The organism is Salinicola acroporae (assembly GCF_003206615.1).
Lineage (GTDB): Bacteria > Pseudomonadota > Gammaproteobacteria > Pseudomonadales > Halomonadaceae > Salinicola > Salinicola acroporae.
Map to the genome: position 1 here is coordinate 210020 of NZ_PZJW01000007.1, position 23060 is coordinate 233079.

The 23060-nt window shown below is 65.6% G+C and carries 22 protein-coding genes; 14 read left to right on the top strand and 8 right to left on the bottom strand.

Annotated elements, in window-relative coordinates:
* The 4 genes from truD to ftsB are packed head-to-tail and all read right to left on the bottom strand — an operon-like array spanning position 1 to position 2583.
* Complete coding sequence (gene truD / locus DOM54_RS13725) at positions 1-1059, bottom strand: tRNA pseudouridine(13) synthase TruD (RefSeq protein WP_110716869.1); 1059 nt, start codon at positions 1057-1059, stop codon at positions 1-3.
* The gene (gene ispF / locus DOM54_RS13730; RefSeq protein ID WP_110716870.1) at positions 1056-1541 is read right to left on the bottom strand and encodes a 2-C-methyl-D-erythritol 2,4-cyclodiphosphate synthase; all 486 of its coding nucleotides are present in this window, start codon (positions 1539-1541) and stop codon (positions 1056-1058) included. Before ispF ends, truD begins: the two co-directional genes overlap by 4 nt.
* Positions 1538-2263, bottom strand: coding sequence for a 2-C-methyl-D-erythritol 4-phosphate cytidylyltransferase (gene ispD / locus DOM54_RS13735; RefSeq protein WP_110716871.1), 726 nt, complete (start codon positions 2261-2263; stop codon positions 1538-1540). Before ispD ends, ispF begins: the two co-directional genes overlap by 4 nt.
* A complete protein-coding gene (ftsB, locus tag DOM54_RS13740; RefSeq protein WP_110602951.1) occupies positions 2260-2583 on the bottom strand; it encodes a cell division protein FtsB in 324 nt (107 codons plus the stop codon). Before ftsB ends, ispD begins: the two co-directional genes overlap by 4 nt.
* Positions 2584-2891: 308 nt before the next feature.
* Here ftsB and DOM54_RS13745 point away from each other — a divergent pair, with 308 nt between their 5' ends.
* Positions 2892-3221: a YqfO family protein gene (locus tag DOM54_RS13745; protein WP_110716872.1), complete on the top strand. Its 330-nt coding sequence runs from the start codon at positions 2892-2894 to the stop codon at positions 3219-3221.
* A 9-nt stretch (positions 3222-3230) separates the two neighbouring features.
* Here DOM54_RS13745 and DOM54_RS13750 read toward each other — a convergent pair whose 3' ends face one another.
* Positions 3231-3788 carry an NUDIX hydrolase gene (locus DOM54_RS13750; RefSeq protein ID WP_110716873.1) on the bottom strand — a complete coding sequence of 186 codons (558 nt, stop codon included), beginning with the start codon at positions 3786-3788 and terminating at the stop codon, positions 3231-3233.
* Between the two features lie 110 nt (positions 3789-3898).
* On the opposite strand from DOM54_RS13750, the gene DOM54_RS13755 reads away from it, so the two are divergent.
* Positions 3899-4543 carry a CoA pyrophosphatase gene (locus tag DOM54_RS13755; protein WP_110716874.1) on the top strand — a complete coding sequence of 215 codons (645 nt, stop codon included), beginning with the start codon at positions 3899-3901 and terminating at the stop codon, positions 4541-4543.
* Between the two features lie 154 nt (positions 4544-4697).
* The gene (locus DOM54_RS13760) at positions 4698-5363 is read left to right on the top strand and encodes a 2OG-Fe(II) oxygenase (RefSeq protein WP_110716875.1); all 666 of its coding nucleotides are present in this window, start codon (positions 4698-4700) and stop codon (positions 5361-5363) included.
* 42 nt (positions 5364-5405) lie between these two features.
* Here DOM54_RS13760 and DOM54_RS13765 read toward each other — a convergent pair whose 3' ends face one another.
* Positions 5406-6767 (bottom strand): MFS transporter, encoded by a 1362-nt coding sequence (locus DOM54_RS13765; RefSeq protein ID WP_110716876.1) that lies wholly within the window; start codon positions 6765-6767, stop codon positions 5406-5408.
* A 332-nt stretch (positions 6768-7099) separates the two neighbouring features.
* Here DOM54_RS13765 and DOM54_RS13770 point away from each other — a divergent pair, with 332 nt between their 5' ends.
* Positions 7100-8380 (top strand): MFS transporter, encoded by a 1281-nt coding sequence (locus tag DOM54_RS13770; RefSeq protein ID WP_110716877.1) that lies wholly within the window; start codon positions 7100-7102, stop codon positions 8378-8380.
* A gap of 23 nt (positions 8381-8403) precedes the next feature.
* Here DOM54_RS13770 and DOM54_RS13775 read toward each other — a convergent pair whose 3' ends face one another.
* Complete coding sequence (locus tag DOM54_RS13775) at positions 8404-9309, bottom strand: LysR substrate-binding domain-containing protein (protein ID WP_162619874.1); 906 nt, start codon at positions 9307-9309, stop codon at positions 8404-8406.
* Positions 9310-9592: 283 nt separating this feature from the next.
* On the opposite strand from DOM54_RS13775, the gene DOM54_RS13780 reads away from it, so the two are divergent.
* The 6 genes from DOM54_RS13780 to DOM54_RS13805 all read left to right on the top strand — a co-directional run bounded on the left by DOM54_RS13780 (position 9593) and on the right by DOM54_RS13805 (position 17897).
* Positions 9593-11128, top strand: a complete 1536-nt coding sequence (locus tag DOM54_RS13780) for an AbgT family transporter (protein WP_110716879.1) — start codon at positions 9593-9595, stop codon at positions 11126-11128.
* A gap of 60 nt (positions 11129-11188) precedes the next feature.
* Positions 11189-12532 (top strand): amidohydrolase, encoded by a 1344-nt coding sequence (locus tag DOM54_RS13785; RefSeq protein WP_110716880.1) that lies wholly within the window; start codon positions 11189-11191, stop codon positions 12530-12532.
* A gap of 14 nt (positions 12533-12546) precedes the next feature.
* On the top strand, positions 12547-14010 hold the full coding sequence (locus DOM54_RS13790) for a M20 family metallopeptidase (RefSeq protein ID WP_167406515.1): 1464 nt from the start codon (positions 12547-12549) through the stop codon (positions 14008-14010).
* Positions 14011-14537: 527 nt separating this feature from the next.
* Positions 14538-15830, top strand: coding sequence for a 3-dehydroquinate synthase (locus DOM54_RS13795; RefSeq protein ID WP_110716881.1), 1293 nt, complete (start codon positions 14538-14540; stop codon positions 15828-15830).
* Positions 15817-17001 (top strand): metabolite traffic protein EboE, encoded by a 1185-nt coding sequence (gene eboE, locus DOM54_RS13800; RefSeq protein ID WP_110716882.1) that lies wholly within the window; start codon positions 15817-15819, stop codon positions 16999-17001. The genes DOM54_RS13795 and eboE overlap by 14 nt, the downstream gene beginning before the upstream one ends.
* Positions 16998-17897 (top strand): UbiA family prenyltransferase, encoded by a 900-nt coding sequence (locus DOM54_RS13805; RefSeq protein ID WP_206019108.1) that lies wholly within the window; start codon positions 16998-17000, stop codon positions 17895-17897. Before eboE ends, DOM54_RS13805 begins: the two co-directional genes overlap by 4 nt.
* Before the next feature lie 110 nt (positions 17898-18007).
* On the opposite strand, the gene DOM54_RS13810 is transcribed toward DOM54_RS13805, so the two are convergent.
* A complete protein-coding gene (locus DOM54_RS13810; protein ID WP_110716927.1) occupies positions 18008-19444 on the bottom strand; it encodes an alkaline phosphatase family protein in 1437 nt (478 codons plus the stop codon).
* A 300-nt stretch (positions 19445-19744) separates the two neighbouring features.
* Here DOM54_RS13810 and DOM54_RS13815 point away from each other — a divergent pair, with 300 nt between their 5' ends.
* From DOM54_RS13815 to DOM54_RS13830, 4 genes are all read left to right on the top strand, one after another.
* On the top strand, positions 19745-20614 hold the full coding sequence (locus tag DOM54_RS13815) for an EboA domain-containing protein (RefSeq protein ID WP_162619875.1): 870 nt from the start codon (positions 19745-19747) through the stop codon (positions 20612-20614).
* Position 20615: 1 nt separating this feature from the next.
* Positions 20616-21536, top strand: coding sequence for a TatD family hydrolase (locus DOM54_RS13820; RefSeq protein WP_110716884.1), 921 nt, complete (start codon positions 20616-20618; stop codon positions 21534-21536).
* 105 nt (positions 21537-21641) lie between these two features.
* A complete protein-coding gene (locus DOM54_RS13825) occupies positions 21642-22019 on the top strand; it encodes a DUF4870 family protein (RefSeq protein WP_110716885.1) in 378 nt (125 codons plus the stop codon).
* A 100-nt stretch (positions 22020-22119) separates the two neighbouring features.
* Positions 22120-23043, top strand: a complete 924-nt coding sequence (locus DOM54_RS13830) for a lysophospholipid acyltransferase family protein (RefSeq protein WP_110716886.1) — start codon at positions 22120-22122, stop codon at positions 23041-23043.
* Positions 23044-23060: the final 17 nt, after the last annotated feature.

A 23060-nucleotide genomic window follows, 5' to 3' on the forward strand; every position in this document is an offset into this window, starting at 1 on the left:
TCAGACCAGGGTCGGGTGCCGGAACAGCTCCCTGAGCACCGACGTGGCGAAGGCACCTCGCGGCAGCGAGAACGAGAGCCAGGCGGCGTCGCCATCCGTCTGCCACTCGGGCTCCTTGAGCCGCAGCCGTAGCGGGCGCCGCTCCTGGTTCACCCCCGCCTGCACCAGCCCCTCGGCCAGGTCGGGGCGCTCGGCGGCGATGCGGGTTTCCCGCTCGGCCACCTCGCCCACGCTCTCCAGCCGGCCCCGTCCCCAGAGTGGGCCTGTCGGGTGCAGATCGCCGGCTTCCGCCCTCGCGAGCAGCGCGTCGTCGATCTCCGTCGCAGCGAAGCGACTCGCGGTGCCTTCCAGGTTGAGGACGTCGCCGGGCTGGGGCACGCACCAGGTACCATCGGCGACACGCGCCGACAGGACGCTGTTGAAAAGATAGCTCCGGGCCGTGGAAAGCAGTAGCCCGTGCGGATCCTGCCGCTTGCGCCAGCCTCGGGCCAGCAGCTGCCGGGCGCGATGAAGATTACGCCCCTCCGGGCCGAAGCGCTGGGGGCCGAAATAGTTGGGCACCCCTAGCTGTACCAGCCGATCCCAGCGCTCGCGGGTGGCCGGCGACACACTGGCCTCTCCGCCGATCCTCAACCGGAAGCGGTTGGCCCGGTGCACGCCACGCTTCAGCTTGCGCGGGTGGCGGACTGCCTGAAGGCACGTGACACCTCGCTCGACGAGCCCTGCCTCCCAGTCCAGCGGCGGTTCGCGTCCCGGTAGCGCCAGCGAGAACCACTGCCGCGTCACCGCGTCGCGATCCTTGAGACCGCTGAAGCCGACGTCCCGCACCGGAATGTCGACGGCCCGGGCGAGCAGTCGAACCAGGTCCGGCGTCGTCATGCCCCGCTTTTCCAACCACAGCCACCAATGCTCGCCCTGCCCCTCCGGGAAGAAATCGAGCACCTCCTCGACCTGGAACTGCTCGGGGCTCTGGCGATAGTCGCCAGCCGTCGTGGGCTGTCCCGCCAGGTAGTGCCAGGCGGGCGGCCAAGCGATCGATGACGACGCCGGGTCGCTCATTTGGCGTCCACGACCAGCAGTACCACCGCTTCTGCCGCGATCCCCTCACCACGCCCGGTAAAACCGAGACGTTCGGTGGTCGTCGCCTTGACGTTGACCGCCCCTAGCTCGATTTCCACGTCGGCGGCGATCGCTTCGCGCATACGCGGAATCCATTCGGCCATTCGCGGTGCCTGAGCCATCACCGTGGCGTCGAGATTGCCGACGCGGTAGCCGGCCTCGCGCACCAGTCCGACGACGTGCCGCAGCAGTGCCCGGCTGTCGGCGCCCTTCCAGGCCGGATCGGTATCCGGGAAGTGACGTCCGATATCGCCCAGCGCACAGGCGCCCAACAGCGCATCGCTGATCGCGTGCAGCAGCACGTCGCCATCCGAGTGGGCGACGAAACCCTGATCGAAGGGCACGCGAACGCCGCCGATCATCAGATGGTCACCGTCGCCGAAACGGTGTACATCGAAGCCGTGACCGATTCTGAAACTCATGCTTCGACTCCCTGGTCGAGCGCGTCCGCCGAGGTCTCGGCCTGCAGCGCCAGAATTCGCGCGGCCATGGCCAGATCCTCGGGATGTGTGATCTTGAGATTGTCGCGACTGCCGGTGACGAGCCGCGGCGCCAGGCCCAGCGCCTCGATCGCGGAGGCTTCGTCGGTCACCTTGACACCGGTCGACCGGGCAGCGTCCAGCGCCTGGCGCAGCAGATCGAAGCGAAACACCTGTGGCGTCAATGCATGCCACAGGCCATCGCGCGGCTCGGTGTGACTGATACGGCCCCACGCATCGGCGCGCTTCATGGTATCGGCCGCCGGTGTCGCCAGCAGTGCCCCGATCGCCTCGTCCTCGAGCGCCCCCTGCAAGGCACGTAGATCCTCGATCCGCACGCAGGGCCGCGCCGCATCGTGCACCATGACCCAGTCGTCGTCCGCGGCCTCCTCGGCCAGGGTCGTCAGCGCGCGAGCCACCGTATCGGCGCGTTCGTCGCCGCCACCGACACGCAGCCAGCGGCCGAACGGCACGTCCTCGGCGTCGAAGTACTCGTCGTCGGGGTCCAGGCAGAGGCGCAGCACGGCCTCGGGAAAGGCCTGATGCAGGCGCTCCAGCGTTCGCGTCAGCACGCTTTTCCCCTGCAATGTCAGATACTGCTTGGGACGGTCGGCCTGCATGCGCTGGCCGCGGCCGGCGGCGGGCACGATCAACCATAGCGTCATGGCTGCACCACCCCCGTGCTGGCGGCGGGGCCATTGCCGGGACTGTCGACACCGGGCACCCAGAAGAACTGCTCGTCCTGACGAACCATGCCGATGTCGCTGCGGGCGCGCTCCTCGATGGCATCGAGGCCGTTCTTGAGATCGACGACTTCGGCGGCAAGGCGATCATTGCGCGCCTTGAGCGTATCGGTGGTCCCTTCCAGCGTATCGGCGCGAGCCTGGATATCATTGAACTCCCGAATGCCGCCCTCGCCGAACCACAGCCGGTACTGCATCAGCCCCAGCATGACAACCAACACCACAATGACCCATTTCCACATCGCCAAGGTTTCCGATCGGCACGATTCATTTCGGACGGTACGTTCCCAAGCTCTGTCTGAAAAATCGGCGAGCGATGGCCAGACAAGGCAAAAATTGACGAAAAAGCGGAGTTTACGAGGTGTAAATGAGCATTTTGAGTCAATTTTTAACGCCGTATGGGCGAGCGCAGGCATTTTTCAGACAGAGCGTAACAGGCCGCCCCCCGGAGATCAGGGGCGCGCCTGACCACTGTCGGAGCGCAGGGCATTATGCCATCATCGCCGCACGCGGCCCACCGTCACGGCATAAACCGGATTAGATAACCCTCATGTACAAGCTGGCGTTCTTCGTTCCCGAGTCCCACCTGGAAAGCGTCAAGTCGGCGGTGTTCGCCAGCGGCGCCGGGAGAATCGGCGATTACGAGGCGTGCTGTTTCCAGGTCCGGGGAGAGGGCCAGTTTCGTCCGCTGGAAGGCGCCACTCCTCACATCGGGAAGAGGGGCGCGCTGGAAACGGTCGAGGAGTATCGGGTCGAACTGGTCTGCGAGGATCATCGCATCCGCGCGGCGGTCGCCGCGCTGGTCGAGTCACACCCCTACGAGGAGCCCGCCTACGACGTGTGGCCGCTGAGCTCCCTGGCCTCGCTGCCCGACGCCTGAGCGCGGGCGCTAGGCGGAGCCGAAGTAACGCTCCCGCTCTTCCCGGCCGATCTGGCTGAGATGGAGCTCGAAGGTACCTCGTCGCCGATCATCGAAGAAGTGTCGCAGCGTGCGCTCGATGGTCGGGAACGCGAGTTCGTCCCAGGGAATCTGCGTTTCCTCGAACAGCTCGACTTCGAGACTCTCCGGCCCGGCCGCGAAATCGCCATCGAGGTCGCCCAGGAAAATCATGTAGACCTGATTGATGTGCGGCAGGCTGATCAACGTATACAGTGTCGGCTCGGCGACGACGGCGCAGGCCTCCTCGCGGGTCTCACGCAACGCCGCCTGCTCCACGGTTTCGGCGTTCTCCATGAAACCCGCCGGCAGCGTCCAGAACCCCTTGCGCGGCGAAATGGCCCGGCGACACAACAGGATGCGCCCACCGGCCACCGGCAGCGTGCCGGCCACGATGCGCGGATTCTGGTAATGGACGGTGCCGCAGGCATCGCACAGGAATCGCGGGCGATCGTCGCCATCGGGAATCGCATAACGCACGGTGTGACCGCAGTGGCTACAGTAGTTCATAGCGCCTCGAATTCGGAGAGCCTCGAGCGGGTTGAGCCCCGAACGATGGGCCTCGCGGGAACGCCAGACAGCGCCGGCCGGCGCGCCTGCCAACAGGGAGTCGAAAGCGCATGTTAGAGAAACTCCGCGAGCGCCTGCAAGCACATCGCCCAAGTCGCTTGAGCGGTGTTCATCCCCAGGCAGCGGTCCTGCTGCCGATCGTCGCCCGAGCCGAGCCCACGTTGCTGTTCACGCAGCGCACCGCCCACCTCTCCCAGCATGCCGGCCAGGTCGCCTTCCCGGGGGGCAAGCGGGAACCCGAGGACAGCGACCTTCTCACCACCGCTCTGCGGGAAACCCGGGAGGAGATCGCGCTCGCGCCGGAGCGGGTCGAGATCATCGGTCGGCTCAGCGACGTCTTCTCGCTCTACGGTCTACGTGTGACGCCCTTCGTCGGCGTGATCGCGCCAGACCTGCCGCTGGTGGCGGAACCGGGCGAGATCGAGGCGATCTTCGAGGTGCCGCTACGCCACTTCCTCGATGACTGTCGCAGCCACACCGATGTGATCCCGGTCGACGATCGGCCCTGGTACGTTCCCAGCTACCCGTTCGAGGGCCGCACGATCTGGGGGCTGTCCGCCATGATGCTGGTCGAGCTGCTGGCCGTCGGCTTCGAATGCGACATCGCCCTGGATCGCAAGCCCGCCCAGGGCGAATTGCGCTATCACCCCCAGCGCCGGCGCTCCATTGCCGCGCGCCCCGATCGTTCGAGCTAGGGCCTGTTCACGCTATCCACGCGCCGCGACGGAGCCAGCTTTCTCGCGAGGCTGGACGCGAGCCGGGGGTTGTGGCGGTTGCGAGCGCTTGGCTCGTAACAACGCCTCGCGACGTATACTGTGAACAGGCCCTAGCTTGCCGAGTGAGTCATCCATGACACCCAACGACGCCCACGACGCCTTCTGGGACAACGCCCAGTTGGTCACCTTGATCGACGGCCTGGTGGAGCGCGGCTGGTATGTCGGTGAAGGGTTTCTCGACCCGGGCCTGTGCCAGGGACTGCGGGATGACATGGAGCGACTGCACCAGCGCCAGGCGCTGCAGGAGGCGGCCATCGGTCGCGGTGACGAGCGTACGCTGCGACGCGATATCCGTGGCGACGCGATCCACTGGCTGGATCGGGAAAGCCTGGCCCAGCGTCGCTACCTGGCGCTGATGAATGAACTCCAGCAACAGATCAACGTCGCCCTTTACGCCGGACTGTTCGAGTTCGAGGCCCACTTCGCCCTCTACCCGCCGGGAGCGTTCTACCGCAAGCATTACGACAGCTTTCGGGGCCGGGCCAACCGCGTCATCTCCACGGTGCTGTACCTCAATCCGGAGTGGCCGGCGGACGGCGGCGGCGAGATGGTGCTCTACGATGCGCAGGAGACCGATCGCGAAGTGGCACGCGTTCAACCGCAAGCGGGCACTTTCGCCTGTTTTCTATCCGACAGGATCCCCCACGAAGTGCTCCCGACCCGGCAGCCCCGCGGCAGTATCGCCGGCTGGTTTCGCCGCAACGCGTCGCTGGGCGGCGTGATCGATCCGGCGCGCTAGTCGCGGCCGGCGATCCGATATCCTGGCCCGACGCCGGGTAGCCTAACGTTCGCTCGTCGCGGCGGTGGCGGCCTGATCGTTGTGGCAATCGGCTGTCACGACATCGTCCGGCAGCGCCGTCTCCACGTCAGGTACCACCTGCGACAGATCTTCCTGGTGCTCGTGCTCGATCGCCCCCTGCACCAGTTCGTCGGTCACGCTGAGTTCGGCCCCCACCACCGACTGCTGAGGATTCGAGGTGAACGGTGCCACCGGGACCGGCGCCGGGCGCCGACTCCGGCGCCAGACGAAGAAGACCACCAGCGCCACGCCCAGTCCGGCCAGCGCCACGAACAGCCCGACATCGCCGACATGGATCATCAGCGGCGTGATCAGCGGCGGGCTGAGGGTGGCGCCCAGGGCGTTGATCAGCAACAGCCCCTGACTCATTCGCACCAGCGCGCCGGCCGGGGCGCGGTCGGCGGCGTGGCTCACCGCCACCGGATAGATCGCGAACACCCCGCCGCCCACCAGGAACAGCATCGCCGCGAGCAATCCCGGCAGGTTGGGCAGCAGTATCACGCCGCCACACAATAGAGCCAGCACCACGCCGATCAGAATCAGCACGATCTGGCGATCGTGTCGGTCCGACCAGCGCCCGATGGGATACTGCAGTAGCATCCCGCCAAGAATCACGATCGCCATCATCTCGCCGATCTGCTGCACCTCGAAACCACTGCGCTGGAGGTAGAGCGGCAGCAGACTGTAGATGGCCGACACTGCCAGACCGGAACCGAAGCAGCCCATCACCCCGGTCGGCGTCACCGTGATCAACCGCCACGGCGACAGCGGCTCGGCCTGCTCGATGAGCGGGGAAACCCGCGGAATCATGCCCAGCGGCAATACCGACAGCGACGCCAGCATGGCGATGACCATGAATGGCTGGCTGGCACCGGCGCGGTCCGCCACGCCCAGCAGCAACTGCCCGATGACCCCGGCGCCGTAGAGCGCGATCATGTAGAGCGCCAGCAGACGCCCGCGTACGCGGGTGTCCGCCGCAGTCAGCAACCAGCTTTCGATGACCAGGTAGACACCCAGCGTCGCCCACCCGCCGATCAGGCGCAGCGTGAACCACAGCGGCGCGTTGAGCCACAGCCCCTGCAGCAGCACGGTGACAGCCACCAGCGACGCGAAGCAGGCATAGGCACGGATGTGGCCGATCCGCAGCAATAGCCGATCGTTGAACAGCGCGCCGATCGCCAGCCCGATGTAGTAGGCGGCCGAGACCCAGCCGATGGTAGTTACCGACTCCCCCGCCGCGTCCAGACGCAAAGTGATCAGCGACGCCAGAAAGCCGTTGCCGATGCCCAGGATGAAAAGGCCGAGCAGGGGTGCCAGCGCCATGGAGAGTAACTGCCGAGACATAAAACCTTGGACCTCGAGCCTGAGATTCAGATCGGCCGGCAGCGGAAGAGAGCGAGCGCGACAGCCGGAAGCGAGCGCACTATACGCCCGGCCCTGCGCCAAAAGAAGTCGAAAAAGCGGCTGAAAAGAGGCTATCGCGCCGCTTTGGGGCAACGTCTGCCTTCGCTATTACCTGGCGTTATCCAAAATGGCCGTTTGACGATACGAACCGGTATCGAAGTCGCGCCTGTCGCGACCGGGCAATGGGCTGTCAGCGGTTTTTTGCCGTGGAACGGCGTATGCTGAGCCATTAGCACGCTAATCCGCCTCCCCTGCCGCACGCCCAGGACACCATGCCCGCAGACATCACCGACAATCCCGTTTATCGTCAGCCCGGTTTCGTCCCCTTTCTTGCCTCGCGCCTCTGCGCGGTCTTTGCCATGCAGATCCAGGCGATCGTGGTGGCATGGCAGGTCTATGACATCACTCACGACCCATTGACACTGGGCTATGTCGGCCTGGCCCAGTTCCTGCCGATGATCGTTCTGCTGCTGCCCGCCGGCGACGTGGTCGACCGCTTCGATCGCAAGCGCATCCTGCAGCTCAGTTGGGCCGCCCAGGCGCTCTGCAGTGTGCTGTTGATCCTGCTCTCGCTCCACCAGCCCGATTCGGCAGCACCTTTCTACGCGGTGCTGGTGCTGTTCGGTGCCGCTCGAGCCTTCACCGGGCCGACGCTGCAGAGCCTGCTGCCGCAGATCGTGCCGCGTGACCAGTTGGGCAAGGCGATCGCCATCAATTCATCGATCATGAAGATTGGCGTCATCGGCGGCCCGATGCTCGGCGGCCTGCTCTACGCCTTCGGCCCGACGCTCACCTACGGCGTCAACCTCGGCTGCTTCGTCATTGCCCAACTGGCGTTGGCCGGCGTGCCGGTGCGTTACGCGTTCGAGCGTGTCCAGACCGACGATACCGCCTGGCAGCGCTTCACCGCCGGGATCCACTACATCCGCAACAAGCCGGTCATCCTGGGAGTCATCTCGCTGGATCTGTTCGCGGTGCTGTTCGGGGGGATCGTCGCGCTGCTGCCGGTGTACGCCCACGAGATCCTTCACGTCGGCCCCGAGGGCCTTGGCGCGCTGCGCAGCTCGATCGCCATCGGTGCGTTCCTGATGGGGCTCTATCTCGGCGTGCGGGCGATCAAGCGACACGCCGGGCTGATCATGTTTGCCGCGGTGGCGGTGTTCGGCATCGCCAATCTCGTGTTCGCGCTCTCGCACTGGTTCTGGCTCTCGTTCGGCGCCCTGCTGATCGCCGGTGCCGCCGACATGATCAGCGTCTACGTGCGCCTGACACTGTTGCAGCTCGCTACGCCGGACGAAATGCGCGGACGGGTCAACGCCGTCAACATGCTGTTCATCGGTGCCTCCAACGAGCTGGGCGAGTTTGAATCCGGCGTCACCGCTTCCTGGTTCGGCACCGTGCCGGCCGCGGTCATCGGCTCGGTAGGAACGCTGGCGATCGTCGGGCTGTGGATGTGGCGCTTTCCAGTCTTGCGACGCACCGACCGCCTCGATGACGTCGAGGAGGAGCCGGTGGCGCCGTCGTCAGTGGCGCCCGCGGCCAAGTCGGCGTAATTCGAGAGAGAAGCCGGCGAGCGTCACTCCGCATCCCGGCTCTCGTACTCGAACAGCTTGGCCAGTCGCGCTGCCACCGGTGTCAGCGGCACCCCGCGGCGCTTGATCATGTGAAAGGTCGCCAGCGGCAGCGAGTCGTCCAGGGTCAGCTCCATCAGTTCTCCCATGCCGTGCTGGGCGGTCATCTGCGCGGCAAAGGCCCCGACCATCTCGCTGTGCTGGATCAGGTTGAGCGAGGTGGTGAAGGAGTCGCACACCACGCTGACCTGGTCGCGCGAGAAGCCGTGACGTTCCAGGGTGTCGGCAAGATCGGCGTAATAGCCGCTGCGCGCCGTCGGCAGCACCCAGTCGCAGTCGATCAACTCCTTCAACCGGCGGGCACCCGCCTTGGGGTGATCCCGTCTCAGCACCACGACGAAAGGCGTCGAAAACAGCGGCAACGCCTCGAGATCGCTATCGAGCACGCCGCTGGAGAGCGTATTGATCGAGAAATCCAGCTCGCCATCGCGCAGTCCCGCCACCATCGACGACAGCTGTCCCTCGATCACCCGCAACCTGACATTGGGCAGTTCCCGCCGGAAGCGCCCGACCACCTGCGGCAGCAGCGTGCGTGCCACCGTGGCCGATGCCCCCATCACGATCTGCCCGCGCAGCACCCCGTTCAACTGCTCCACGTTCTCCCGCGCCCGGCGCAGCTCTTCGATGATCAGATGGGCGTGCTGATCGAAGGCCCGCCCGGAGTCGGTCAGCGTCACGCCCCGGGAAGTGCGCACCAGCAGCGCCGCTCCCAGCCCCTCCTCCAGTTCCCGAATGGCCTTGGTCAAGCCGGGCTGGGAAAGACCAAGCTCACGCGCCGCCGCCCGGATACTACCGCGACGGGAGACCTCGACGAAGGCCCGAATCTGATGAAGTTTGATCGGATAATGCACAGGGAGGCTCCCGCTCGCGTGATTACCACAGGTTATCACCAAAAAGTAATCGACATCTTTTGCCGACCTCGAGCCGGCACTACTGTGTTTCGAGGTCGATGACAACGACTCGCCCTGACGCCGGACGCCTTAGGATCCGTTCGCCCTACCCACGCGATTCGCGGGTCTGGGGCGAACCGGCCCAAACATAATCGACCGTCGGCGCCGGGCAAGGCAGAGACACAGCGCGATACAACATCCGATCGGTCCATCCGGTCGACAACAACCGACTCAGGAGTCCCTCATGACAGCGACCGCGTCTCGCGACGCCGCTCGTCCGCGGCTGTCCATCCGACTGTTGAACGCCATCGAGCGTTTCGGCAACCGGCTTCCCGATCCCTTCATGATCTTCGTCCTGCTGGCTGCCGCCGTGCTGGTGGCATCGGTACTGTTCGCCGTCGCCGGCGCCACCGTCGAGCATCCCGGCAGTGGCGAGGTGGAAGCGATTCGAAGCCTGGTCTCGGCGCCGGGTATCCAGTTCATTCTCGACTCGATGCTCGATAACTTCACCGGTTTCGCGCCGCTTGGCCTGGTGCTGTCGATGATGCTGGGGATCGGTCTGGCCGAGAAACTGGGACTGCTGGAGACCCTGGTACGCCACACCATTCTGTCGGCACCCAAGCGACTGGTGACCTACACCGTCGCTTTCACCGGCATCATGATGAACGTCGCTTCCGACGCCTCGCTGATCCTGCTGCCGCCGTTGGCGGCGATGGTCTACCACTCACTGGGCCGCCACCCGATCGCCGGCCTGGCGCTCGGTTTCGCCAGCGCCGGCGCGGGGTTCACCGCCAACCTGTTGATCGTCGGTACCGACGCGTTGCTGTCGGGCATCTCCACCGAGGCGGCTCGCATCGTCAGTCCCGACATGACGGTGACCCCGGTGGACAACTGGTACTTCAACTGCGTCTCCGTCTTCGTGCTCACCATCGTGGCCGCCATCGTCACCGAGCGGGTCATCGAGCCGCGCCTCGGCAGCTACCGAGGCGACGTCGAGCAGGTCGAGAGCAGCGAACCGCCGAACGCCCGCCGCGGCCTTCGCAACGCCGGCATCGCCGCGCTGGTGTACATCGCCGCCATCGCCACGCTGCTGTTCTGGCCAGACTCGCCGCTGCGCGGCCCGGACGGCAGCCTGATTCCGTCGCCGTTTCTCAGCGGCATCATCCCGATCATCCTGTTCTTCTTCATCACGGTCAGCGTGACCTGGGGCGTCACCGTGGGTCGCATCAAGCGCTCGCGCGACGTATCCGAGAACATGGCCGAGGCGATGCGCGACCTGGGCAGCTATATCGTGCTGATCTTCGCCGCCTCGCAGTTCATCGCCTGGTTCAACTGGACGCATATCGGTACCTGGATCGCGGTCAACGGCGCCGATCTGCTGACCGCGATGGACTTCACCGGGTTCCCGGTCATCCTCTGCTACATCGTCTTCACCGCCTGCATGAACCTGCTGATCTTCAGCGGCTCGGCGAAGTGGGCACTGGAAGCCCCGGTGTTCGTGCCGATGTTCATGCAGCTCGGCTACCACCCGGCCTTCGTCCAGGTCGCCTATCGCATCGCCGACTCCTCGACCAACATCATCTCGCCGCTCAATCCCTACATGATCGTGGTGCTCACCTTCATCCGGAAATACGACAAGAACGCCGGCCTCGGCACGCTGATGTCGCTGATGCTGCCCTACACCCTGGCATTTCTGGGGATCTGGATCCTGTTGCTGACGGCGTTCTACCTGCTGGGACTTCCCTACGGTCCGGGTATCACCACCTACTTGCCGTCCTGACGCCGAGGGACGGGGCGGGAGACACGGCATCAAGACATCCAACAGGCGGAGAGCGACACCATGAGTACCGTTACCGAATTCGAGCTGGCCCCCGCGATCGAAGCGCTGAGACCGCAGCTGAAAGCGTGGCGACGGGATTTCCACCATCACGCCGAGTCCGGCTGGGTCGAGTTTCGAACCGCCTCGATCGTTGCCGAGGAGCTCGAACGGCTGGGCTACGACGTCAGTGTCGGCCGCGAGGTGATCGACGCCGACAGCCGCATGGGCGTGCCCGAACCCGAAGTGCTGGCCCAGGCGCTGGAGCGCGCCCGCGACCAGGGCGCCGTGGCGCGCTGGCTGCCCGCGCTTGCCGGCGGCTATACCGGCGTTGTCGCCAATCTGGAGACCGGCCGACCGGGGCCGGTGCTCGCCTATCGCGTCGATCTCGACGCGCTCGACCTGCAGGAATCCGGCGACGGCCATCACCGCCCGGCCCGAGAGGGTTTCGCTTCCTGCAACGCCGGCATGATGCACGCCTGCGGCCACGATGGTCATACCACCATCGGGCTGGGTCTGGCGCGTCTGTTCATCGAGCTCAAGGCACAGTTGAGCGGCCGGATCAAACTGATCTTCCAGCCTGCCGAGGAGGGCGTGCGCGGCGCCCGATCGATGGTCGAAGCGGGCGTGCTCGACGATGTCGACCTGTTCATCGCCACTCACATCGGTACCGGCGTGGCCAAGGGAACGGTCGTCTGTGGTCATAACGGCTATCTCGCCACCACCAAGCTCGATGTCACCTTCACCGGCGTGCCGGCCCACGCCGGCGCCAACCCGGAAAGCGGCAACAACGCCCTGCTGGCCGCCGCCCAGGCCGCCCTCGGGCTACACGCGATCCCCCGTCACAGCGCCGGCGCCTCGCGCATCAACGTCGGCGTACTCAGCGCCGGCAGCGGTCGCAATGTGGTACCGGGCACGGCCACGCTCAAGCTCGAGACCCGGGGCGAGACCAGCGAGATCGACGAGGAAATGCAGCGCCGAGCGCTGGCCGTGCTGCGCGGCGCGGCGGCGATGCAGGGCGTCGAGATGGCGTACCGACTTGCCGGCGAAGCGCGCAACTGCGAACCGAGCCCGGCGCTGGTCGATTTCATCCACTCGCACATCGCTGGCCTTCCCGGGATCGACAACGTGGTCGCGACCGAAAATCGCCCTTCCGGCTCCGAGGACGCCACCACCATGATGCAGCGCGTGCGGGAACGCGGCGGGCTGGCGACCTACATGGTGTTCGGCACCGAACTGGCCGCCGGCCACCACCATCAATGCTTCGATTTCGACGAGGACGTACTGCCGGTGGCCATCCACACCCTGGCCTATCTGGCCCTGCAGGCAGATGCCCCGGCGCTTCGCCGCCATTCCGAGAAGAGCTGAAGAGAGGTAGCTTCATGGACGCAACCGTGACCGACGCCACCACCCGGCAACTCGACACCCTGATCGAGAACAAGCGCGATCGCTTCATCGATCATGCCAACCAGGTATGGGATCTGGCCGAGACCCGGTTCGAGGAAACCCGCTCTGCGGCGACGCTGAGCGCGGCGCTGGAAGCCGAGGGCTTTCGCGTCGAGCGCGGCATCGCCGGCATCGAGACCGCCTTTGTCGCCAGCTACGGCACCGGCAAGCCGGTCATCGCGCTACTCGGCGAATACGATGCCCTGGCCGGGCTCAGCCAGCGCGGCGAAGCCAGCCGGGCCGAGCCTCTGATCGACAACGGCAACGGTCATGGCTGCGGCCACAACCTGCTCGGTGTCGCCGCACTGGCCGGCGCGGTCGGCGTGCGTGACTACATGGCCGACAACGCGCTCTCCGGCACCGTGCGCTTCTACGGCTGCCCCGGCGAAGAGGGTGGCTCCGGCAAGACCTTCATGGTGCGCGAGGGCGTGTTCGACGATGTCGACGCCGCGCTCACCTGGCATCCACAGGCGTTCAACGCCATCTTCTCGACGCCGACGCTGGCCAATATCCAGGCCTACTTCCGGTTCAAGGGCACGTCCGCCCACGCCGCCAACTCGCCGCATCTCGGGCGTAGCGCGCTGGACGCCGTGGAACTGATGAACGTCGGCGCCAACTATCTGCGCGAGCACATCGTGCCCGACGCGCGCCTGCACTACTCGATCACTCGCACCGGCGGCGCCTCCCCCAATGTCGTCCAGGCGGACGCCGAGGTGCTCTACCTGATGCGCGCCCGGCGCATGAGCGATGTTCAGGCGATCTTCGAACGGATCCAGGAAATCGCCGAGGGCGCAGCGCTGATGACCGGCACCCAGGTCGAGATGACGTTCGACAAGGCCTGCTCGGGCTACCGCCCCAATCGCACCCTGGAGCGGCTGATGCAGTCGCGGTTCGAGGCGTTCGGCCCACCGCGTCACGATCCCGAAGAGATCGCCTACGGGGAGCGCATCAAGGCAACGGTCAGCGACGACGACCTGCGCACCACCTACGCCAACATCATCGCGACCGGGGGTAAGGCTGGCGAGGCCTACGTCGAAGGGCTCGCCGACAGGGCGCTGGTCGACGACCTCGCCCCGTACAGTGCCAGCGAGGCGCTCATGTACGGCTCCACCGATGTCGGCGACGTCAGTTGGGTCGTGCCGACCGCCCAGTGCTACGTCAACTGCTTCGCCCTCGGCACACCGCTGCACACTTGGCAGGTGGTCGCCCAAGGTCGCAGCTCGCTGGGCCACAAGGGCATGCTCCAGGCAGCCAAGGTGATGGCCGGCACCGCCGTCGCGCTCATGCAGGATCCGGCTACCCTGGCCGAGGCCCGGGCGGAGTTGGACACGGCGACCCGACGCGAGCCCTATCGCTGTCCCATTCCGGACGACGTCGCGCCCTCGCCCCTGAAGGGATGACGGAGAACGACTCGGCTCGTGATGGCGGAGCAAGCCGGGAGCGCACGCGCGCTCCCACCCCTTGCGGACCTGCTCGAAGATTCCCGACACGTCGAAAACTCGATACGCCGCCAGGATCTGTACGCTAGATTCACTCGGTCATGACGGCGCCGTTTCTTTTGTGAGGCTAGGCACAAGCCTCGGGTGATGGTGGCTCCAGGCGCTTGGTTCTTCACAACGCCTCGCGCAGGAACCGACCGGTTCCTTCGAGTTGCGCCTCAAATGCGCCCGGGCTTCGTTGCAGAGCTGAACACGGGAACAACCCTTAACGGCATCCCACGCCTTGCCTGCCCCCACGCCGCAACGCGGTTCGCGGCGTATTTTGTGAACAGACCCTAAACCTTCGTAGCAGAAGAACCATTCTTGTCGCCCGCCCCATCCAAGCCCGAAGCTAATCCGGTGCAACCCGAACCAGAGGCCAAGCGCGATCGCTCATGATGAAGTGGTCCGCTTTTTCATTTTTGGACCCTTACGCAGGCGATAACCCCATGAACCGGCCCGCATTATCGTTTTCGATCGATGGCGACTTCGCCCTCGACTCGCCGCCCCGCACGCCGCACTGGCCGCCCGTGCAACCTCTCGAGGCCAACCGGAACGCAGCATCGTCGGACATTCACTGGCAACGCTTTACCGTCGCCTACGACTATCCCGTGGCCTTCACCCGGGAGATCTTCTCCCTCGACAACGCCCTGCTGGCCGATGTCATCTCGCGCCGCGAGCCCTGCAAGACCCATCGCTGCCTGGTCTACGTCGATAGCGGTGTGGCGGCGACCTGGCCGGATCTGAACCGACGTATCGAGGCCTACTTCACCGCCCATGCGAACCGGCTGACACTGCTGGCGGCGCCGATTACCGTGCCGGGCGGCGAGTCCGTGAAGGCCAATCTGGACACCATCGACGACGTGCTGGAGGGCATCCGGCGCTACGGTGTCGATCGCCACGCCTACGTGATCGTCATCGGTGGCGGCGCGGTCCTGGACGCCCTCGGGCTTGCCGCGGCCATGGGTCACCGCGGCGTCCGCCTGATCAGGCTGCCCACCACCGTGCTGTCGCAGAACGACAGCGGCGTCGGGGTCAAGAATGCGGTCAACTTCAAGGGCTACAAGAACTTCATCGGCACCTTCGCCCCGCCCTGGGCGGTGCTCAACGACTTCGACTTCCTGAGCACGCTCTCGCGGCGCGACCGGCTGGCAGGCATCTCCGAAGCGATCAAGGTGGCGCTGATCCGTGACGGCGAGTTCTTCGACTGGCTGGAAGCCAACGCCGACTCGCTGGCCGAGTTCGATCCGCGTACCGAGGAAGTGATGATCCGACGCAGCGCCGAACTGCACATGCAGCAGATCGGCCGCGGCGGCGATCCGTTCGAACAGGGTTCGTCGCGGCCGCTGGATTACGGCCACTGGGCGGCTCACAAGCTCGAGGCACTGACCCATCACGGCATCGGCCACGGCGAGGCCGTCGCCATCGGCATCGCCCTGGACGCTCGATACTCCGTGCTCACGGGGCTGCTCCCCGCCGGCGCCGAGTGGCGTATCGTGTGGCTGCTGAAGCGGCTGGGGCTGCCGGTCTTCCATAGCCAGTTGATGGAGCTCGGCGATGACGGCGACCTGGCCGTCATGGCAGGACTCAAGGAGTTTCAGCAACATCTCGGCGGTGAGCTGACGATCACGCTGCTGGCTGCGCTGGGCCGTGGACACGACGTCCACGAGATCGATGAAACCACCATGACAGCCGCGATCGACTGGCTGCGCGAAGAGGCAAACCGTGATGCAGCTGCATGATGATCTGGGCCAACTGACCTACTGTCTCAATATTCACCCGACCCAGTCCTGGGAGGCGGTGCGTGAGGCGCTGCTCGGACCGGTCAAGCGCGTGCGCCAGAACGTCTGCCCCGAGGCGCCCTTCGGCGTGGGTCTGCGCCTGTCTGCCCAGGCGCTGGAGGAACTCCGCGCGCCCGAGGCACGGGCCGAGCTCAAGGAGATCCTCGCGCGGGAAAACTATCGCGTGGTGACCATGAACGGGTTTCCGTTCGGCCCTTTCCACGGCATCCCGGTCAAGCAGGCTGTCTACCAACCCGACTGGAAGCAGCGCGCCCGCCTCGACTACACCTGCTGGCTTGCCGACCTGATGGCGGAGCTTGGCGTCGCTGGCGACACCCTTAGCCTGAGCACCGTCCCCGGCACCTACAAACCATTGGCCGAGGGGGCCGCGCCGGCGATGGCGGAAAACCTGCTCAAGGCGGCGGCCCACTGCGTCAAGCTCGCCCGGCAGACCCAGGTCACCATCGCCATCGCGCTGGAGCCCGAGCCGCACTGTTTCCTGGAGACCATCGACGAAACCATCGCGTTCTTCCGCGATTATCTCTACTCCGATGCCGCCGTGGCACGCTTGAGCGAGCTGACCGGACTCTCCCCCGAGGCATCGAGAGAGGCGCTGCCGCGCCATCTCGGCGTCTGCTACGACGTCTGCCATGCCGCCGTCGAGTTCGAGGATCCGGCCGCCAGCATCGAGGCACTGCGCGCCGCCGACGTCCCGATCCATAAGCTGCAGTTGAGTGCCGCACTTCGCGTTCCACGGATCGACGCGGCGAAGCGCGAGGCCTTGGCACCGTTCTGCGAGCGCACCTACCTGCATCAGGTCGTGGTCTCCACCGCAGAGGGACTGGTGCGATACGCGGACCTGCCCGAGGCACTGGCCGATGACGCCAGAACCGATGGTGAAGAGTGGCGCGTGCACTTTCATGTGCCGATCTTCGTGGACGCCATTGCGCCCTTCGAGACCACCCAGTCGTTCCTGGTCGACATTCTCGCCCTGCATCGCCAGCGACCGATCTCTCAGCATCTGGAAGTGGAGACCTACACATGGCAGGTATTACCGGAGAACCTGCGCACGGAGAGCGTGGAAGCGGCCATATCCCGCGAGCTGACCTGGGTCGAACGACAGCTGGCGTGACCACGGCGGGGCCCGCAGGGAAGCGGAGCGCCAGGATCTGGCTGGAGCTGGGGCGAGTTTCCAACCTGCCCACGGTCTGGAGCAACGTGCTGGCCGGCAGCGCCCTGGCGGGCGCCAGTGGCGCCGCGCTGTGGCATACCGCCGGGCTCTGGACGTCGTTGCTGGCACTGACGCTTTTCTATCTCGGCGGCATGTACCTCAACGACGCCTGCGATGCCGAGATCGATGCCCGCGAACGTGCCGATCGGCCCATTCCCCGGGGAGACGTCGGCCGCCTGACCGTCGCGATGCTCGGCGCAGCGATGCTGACATCGGGAAGCGGCCTGCTGCTTCTGAGCCATCCGCCAGCCGGCATGACCGGCCTGGCGCTGGTTGCCGCGATCCTGGGCTATGACTGGTGGCACAAGCGGATCGGCTGGAGCCCGCTGCTGATGGGGGCGTGCCGGCTGTTGACCTACCTCACCGCCGCGCTGATGGTTACCGACACCCTCGATACGGCGGTGATCTGGGCTGCCATCGGCCTGGCCTGTCACGTCATTGGCCTGACCTACGCCGCCCGCCAGGAAGCGACCAACCGGCTGGGCGCCGCCTGGCCGTTGGCGGTACTGTCGGTACCGGTGGCGCTGATGCTGGCCGCCATGCTGACCGGCCCCGAACCGTCGCTGCTGGCGTTGATCCTGTGGCTCGGCTATCTGATCTGGGGCGCGCGCTGCCTGCTGTGGCTATCTCGACGCGCGGCGGGAGACGTACCACGCGCCGTCGTGGGCCTGATCGCCGCCATCTCGCTCTACGACGCCACGCTGATGGCAGCCATGGGCGCCAGCGGAATGGCCTTGCTGGGCGTTCTGGCCTTCGCCGCGACGCTGGTACTGCAACGAGTGACGTCCGGGACCTGATGCGCCGCCCCCCCCGGTGGCGAACGCCGACGTTATCGGTTTCCGCCTCGCCAGACGCGCAAGGCCGGGCCCGCCTCATGGTGAGGCGGGCCCGGCCTTTTTACCCTGCCTCAGACGCTGGCATCGTCGACAGCGGTCTCGCGGCTGGCCGTATCGCTCTCCTCGCCTTCGAACACGTGCGCCAACACCAGTGCCTTGAACGCCTGCGCCTCGACCGGCCCTGCGGGTAGCAGGCCCGGTTCGGACGAGATCACCAGTGGGCCCTGGTCGGGATCGTCGGTCAGCCGTCCGTGGGCGCCCTTGACCAGCGCGGTGTCCTTGAGCGAGATGACATCCAGCAGTTGGCGCATCCCCAGCCGCCGCTTGACGAGTCGCCACCCCGCCGAGAGCTTGGGTGACTTCAGGGCCGGGTCGAAGAACAGCTCCACCGGGTCGTATCCCGGCTTGCGATGAATGTCGACGGTGCGGGCATAGTCCGGCGCCCGGGCATCATCCAGCCAGTAGTAGTAGCTGAACCAGCGATCCGGTTGGGCGATCGCCACCAGCGCCCCCGAGTTGGGATGATCCAGGCCGTGCTCCCGTTTCTCGTCCTCGCCCCAGACGGCCTCCACGCCATCCAGACCTTCGAGCAGTGCCTTGACCGCCGGCACCTCCGCCGGATCGCTGACGTAGATGTGCGCCACCTGATGATCGGCCACCGCGAAGGCGCGCGACGCCCCGGGATCGAGCTGCTCCCGATCCCGTTCTCGGCGGACCGAGACCAGACCGGCCTCGCGCAACGCGCGATTGATATGAACGGCCTCGCGCACGGGCGTGATCCCGTACTCGGACACCACGATGACCCGTCGTCCCTCCCGATCGGCGGCGTCGATCAACTCGCCGCACAGGGCGTCGACGTCCCGGAGATCACGTTGCAACTCGGGATGCGACAGATCCGGTCCCAGGCGCTGGAGGTTGTAGTCCAGGTGCGGCAGATAGGTCAGGGTCAGCGTGGGATCACGGGTCTCCATGACATGGCGCGTCGCGTCGCTGATCCAGCGGCTCGAGGAAATGTCCGCCATGGGGCCCCAGAAGGTGAACAGCGGGAACGTTCCCAGCTTGGCGTCGAGCTCGTCATGCAGCTCAGGCGGGTAGGTATAGTGGTCCGGCAGCTTGCGACCGTCGGCGGGATACATCGGCCGAGGCGTGGCGCTCCAGTCCGCCGTCGAATACATGTTGTACCACCAGAACATCTTGGCGCAGGTAAAGTCGGGATTCTGCCGTTTTCCGGCTTCCCAGATCTTCTCGCCCGCCACCAGTCGGTTGGACTGGCGCCAGAACCAGACCTCGGAAAGATCCCGGAAATACCAGCCGTTGGCCACGGCACCGTGCCGACCTGGCGGCAAGCCGGTCATCAATGTCGCCTGGACGCTGCAAGTCACCGCCGGGGTCACGGTATTCAATGGACGCAAACCGCCCCGCTCCGCGAGCCGTTTCAGAGCCGGTGTATGCTCACCGACCAAGTGGGGCGTCAGCCCGACCACGAGAATTACCAAGGTGTTGTGCATGGCGCCGACCTGCCGATTCAAGCGTGAGGTTTTATCGTCACGACCTCATCGCAACGATCTGTAAAGACTGCATATCATTTGGGATAAAGAGAGACAATCGGCGCGATGACCAACGCGTGATTTTGAGAAATTATCACTAGAAAAGTGAAGATACCGACTCATTATCGAAGCAAAAAACCCATTCGATAAGCGCGCTTCAGCATTGGATCCTGCCCCCTCGACTGGTCAATTAATTGAGCTTGGGGATTCTTTTGGCGACCCGATAAAGTGGCTTCTGAAATCACTGGCCCGGAAATTTACATGTCCGTTACACCATTGAAGCTGCTGAGCGACTGGACCTGCCGTCAGGCCCCGGATCAAGCTCGCTGGCTCGTCGGGCAATACGCCTCGCTGGGCCACAGCGGCAACGAGAAGGATCTCCATCTGTTTCTCGGCCTGGTGCCACGACGCCTCGGCAAGCAGGACCTGATGCTGACTTCACAGGACCTGACGATGGCGAACCAGGCTTATCCGGGCTGGACTCCCGAGGGCTGGAGCCTCGATGGAGCGGCCCGCATTGCTGCCCTGCTCGCCTTCGAGGGCATCCGCCCGTTTTCGGCCACGTTCCGCGACCTGGTCCGGACCGCCGACGCCCGCGAGTTGATCACGCTCTATCGGGGACTGGCGCTCTATCCCCGGCCCGAGTCGCTGACAGATGCCGTAGGCGAGGGGCTGCGCTCCAACATGCGCGCGGTATTCGAATCCATCGTGCATGGCAACCCCTATCCGCGCGACCACTTCGACGAGCATCGCTGGAATCACATGGTGCTCAAGGCGCTGTTCGTCGGTAGCCGACTCTCCCCCATCGTCGGCCTGGACGCCCGGGTCAACGCAGAGCTGGCCGCGATCCTGCTCGACTACGCCCGGGAACGATGGGCAGCCGGACGCGAGGTGAGCCCGGAGCTGTGGCGCTGTGTCGGGCCTTTCGCCGAACGCGTTTCGGCCTACGATGCCCTGCAACGGGCCTTGGCGGGTGCGCCGGAAGAGCGGAGTGCGGCGGTACTGGCACTGCTCGCGGCCGACACCCCTCGCGCCCGGGACCTGCTTCAGACGGTGCCGGATATCACCGCACTGGTCGCGGACGGTCGTCTCGACTGGAACCACCTCACCCTGAAAAAAGAGGCCGCCTGAGATGTTCATCGACCCCCATGCCCACATGGTGTCTCGCACCACCGACGACTACGAGGCCATGGCCGCCGCCGGCATCGTGGCCCTGGTCGAACCGGCGTTCTGGGTCGGCCAGCCCCGGACCTTCGTCGGTACCTACGTCGACTACCTCTCCTCCCTGGTAGGCTGGGAGCGTTTTCGCGCCGGCCAGTTCGGCATCCGTCACTACTGCACCATCGGCCTCAACTCGAAGGAGGCCAACAACGAGGCGCTGGCGGAGGGTGTGATGGAGTGGCTGCCACGGTTCGCCCTCAAGGAGGGCGTCGTCGCGATCGGCGAAATCGGCTATGACGAGCAGACCCCACTCGAGGACAAGTACTTTCGCGCCCAACTGGCACTGGCCAAGCAGCTCGAACTGCCGGTGATGGTGCACACGCCGCACCGCGACAAGAAACGCGGCACCTCGCGCTCGATGGACGTCTGCGAGGAGATGGGGCTCGATCCCTCGTGGGTGGTCATCGACCACAACAACGAGGAGACCGTACGTGAGACGCTCGATCGCGGCTACTGGGCCGGTTTCTCGATCTACCCGTCGACCAAGATGGGCAACGCGCGGATGGTCGAGCTGCTCAAACAGTATGGCGGTGACCGGATCATCGTCGACAGCGCCTGCGACTGGGGGATTTCGGACTGTCTTGGCGTCCCCAAGACGGCGCGACTGGCACTCGAGTCCGGCATTGACGAGACCGTGGTACGCCAGGTTACCTACGCCAACGCCCTCGCCGTCTACGGCAAGAGCGGCCAGATGCACGCCGCCGACTGGCTCGACCCCGCGCCTATCGATCAGCGCACGCTATTCGAGGGCAATTCGATCCTGCGAGGCGGTCGCGATCCACGGGTCGAGGTAACGGCTGATCGTCGCCGCGACCGGCTACTGATCGAATAGCGCCACCGACCCTCCTTTTCTGCGGTGCCTCCGTTCAGGCTGGCACCCGGAGCCTCTCGACGGCAAAATGCGGTCAACCACCGATGCGCCGCCGAGAGGAACTTCATGGCTTCACCGATCGACAATACCGTCATCGAATCGGACACCGACGCCAGGCGTCCCGACACTACCCTTGCCATGATCGTCTACGCCCTGCTGCTGGGCGTCTTCGTGACCGGCATCACCCCGGTAATCGGCGTGATCATCGCCTATGTCTATCGCGGCAATGGCCCGCGCTGGCTGGACGAGCACTATCGCTACCATATCCGTACCTTCTGGATCGGGCTGCTCTACGCCTGTATCAGTTGGGTACTCGCCTTCGTGCTGATCGGATTCGTGTTGATGGCGCTGCAAGCGGTGTGGCTGATCGTGCGATGCGTCATCGGCTTCAAGGCGTTGCAGGAACGGCGTGCGCCGGACAAGGTCGATAGCTGGCTGTGGTGATGTCGAGAGTCAGCTCCCGGTCACGACGCTGCCACCCACCGTGCCGGGATGCCAAACCGAGACATCCGACAATGACGTGCATCGAGAAAAAGAGAGACGAATGATCGAAGGTCTTCAAGCTCGCGCCATCCACCTGCTCTGGCGCCTGCTGTCACACTGCCGGCTGAAGACGATGTGGTCGCTCGCGGGGGTCGCCGCCCGCGTGCTGTATGCCGTTTCCCGGCGGGAGCGCCATGTCAGCCGACGCAATCTGGAAGTCGCCTATCCTGGCGACAATGGCGAGCAGCGTCGCAGCCGGATCCAGGCCAGCCTGCGTCACTCCGCGGCGACCATGCTGGAGCTCGGATTCGCCTGGATCGCCGCCCCCAGACGCGTCGACGCCTCGATCGTCGAGGTCCACGGCCGAGAGCTGCTGGACGAGGCGCGCGCCGAAGACCGGGGCGTGATCGTGTTGGCGCCCCACTTCGGCAATTGGGAGGTGCTCAACTTCTGGCTGTCTAGCCACTTTCCGTTCACCGCGATGTATGAGCCGCCCAAGATGGCCGACCTTGATCCGGTCATCCGTCACGGCCGCGAGCGAATGGGGGCAGAGCTGGTACCGACCAACCCGCGCGGCGTCGCGGCCCTGCTCAAGGCACTGAAACGCGCCGAAGCCGTCGGGATCCTGCCCGATCAGGAGCCCGACTGGGGCAGTGGCGTGTTCGCCGATTTCTTTGGTCGCCCCGCCTACACCGCCACACTGCTGCCGAAGCTGGTGGCGCGGACCCAGGCCCGCGTCGTCACCGGCGTGGCCAGGCGCCTGCCCGAGGGCCGCGGCTTCGCGATCCACTTCCTGGCCGCCGACGAACGTGTCTATGACACGGATGAAAAGGTGTCGGCGCTCGGCGTCAACGCCTGCGTCGAGTCAGCGATCGCGCTCGATCCGGTGCAGTACCAGTGGGAGTACAAACGCTGGAAGAAAACCGAGCAGGAGCAACAGCTCGTGCCCGGCTATCGGAAGCACAGGCTCTACAGCAAACGCTGAGCGTCGGCGCGAGCCAC